Raw genomic sequence first — 1,061 nt, 5'->3', positions numbered from 1 at the left:
CGATTACGTTCTGGTGGTGTAAGGCGTATCCGTGTTTGCATAAATTAACTTATACCAAAATTGGTATATTACCAATAATAAATGGTCAATTTATCTCCTTATCTATGAACCTTATGATGATGGTGGGTTTGAGATATGAACAAAGAATAATCGGTTCAACATTAATCTAGACTTGAAAAGACTTGTTCTAATTTGAGCAACACCATCTAATAAGATAAGGATTACTTCCATATGAAAAAGCGCATTTTAGCAGTAGCAGTGACGAGTATGCTTCTGTCTGCCTCTGTCTTTGCACAAGAAACGGTGGTTCCAAGCCGCGTGGGTGATTTGAAATTTGAATCAGATTTTCCGACACAAGAAACAATGAAAAACATGTTGAATGAAATGGATTTTCAGCGTGCAACCCAAGCTTATCTTTGGGGAATCCCTGCCTCAAGTATTATGGAATGGCTGAACGTTAGCCGTAATGATTTTAAATTCGAAGAAGGTCAGTTAGGGTTTTATAATACTCTAAAACAAAAGCAGGGCATTATTACTGCCAATTACACAACGCCATATGTTGTGGGTACTTGGAATTTGGAAAAGACTGGCCCGCTAATTATTAATCTTCCTGAAGCTAAGATGGCGGGCATGTTGCTTGATGTCCATCAGCGCGTACTGTCTGATTTGAGCTTATTGGGCCCAGATAAAGGTAAAGGTGGTAAATACTTGATTGTGCCACCGGGTGAAAAATACAAAGATCTAAATCCAAAAGGCTATTACGTAATTAGACCGAAGACCAATGTTGTATATGGTGGCATCCGTATTCTTGAACCGGATGTTGATCGCGTAGTGAAACAAGTGGTGCCAAACATCACAACGCAACCATACGCCGATGGCAAACTAGGTCGTAAAATCCCGGTTGCTCAAGTGCCGGAAATTGATTGGACGCATATTCCAAAAGATGGCTTGGAATACTGGAAGACCATCCATCAAATCATCCAAGAAAACCCAGTGGAAGAACGCGATCGTTTTGTTATGGCTCAGCTGAAGTTCTTAGGTATCGAGAAGGGTAGGCCGTT

The 1,061-nt window shown here is 40.5% G+C and carries 1 protein-coding gene; it reads left to right on the top strand.

Annotated features, from left to right (window positions below; all coding sequences use genetic code 11):
- Window positions 1–231: 231 nt before the first annotated feature.
- Window positions 232–1,061: DUF1254 domain-containing protein (locus R7E47_RS25220; RefSeq protein WP_318085542.1), on the top strand; the 830-nt coding region annotated here is incomplete at its 3' end.

This window comes from Vibrio sp. Vb1026, assembly GCF_033338745.1.
Lineage (GTDB): Bacteria > Pseudomonadota > Gammaproteobacteria > Enterobacterales > Vibrionaceae > Vibrio > Vibrio alginolyticus.
Note: the sequence above shows the minus strand (reverse complement) of the source record. Positions and strands in the feature narration are given on the sequence as shown.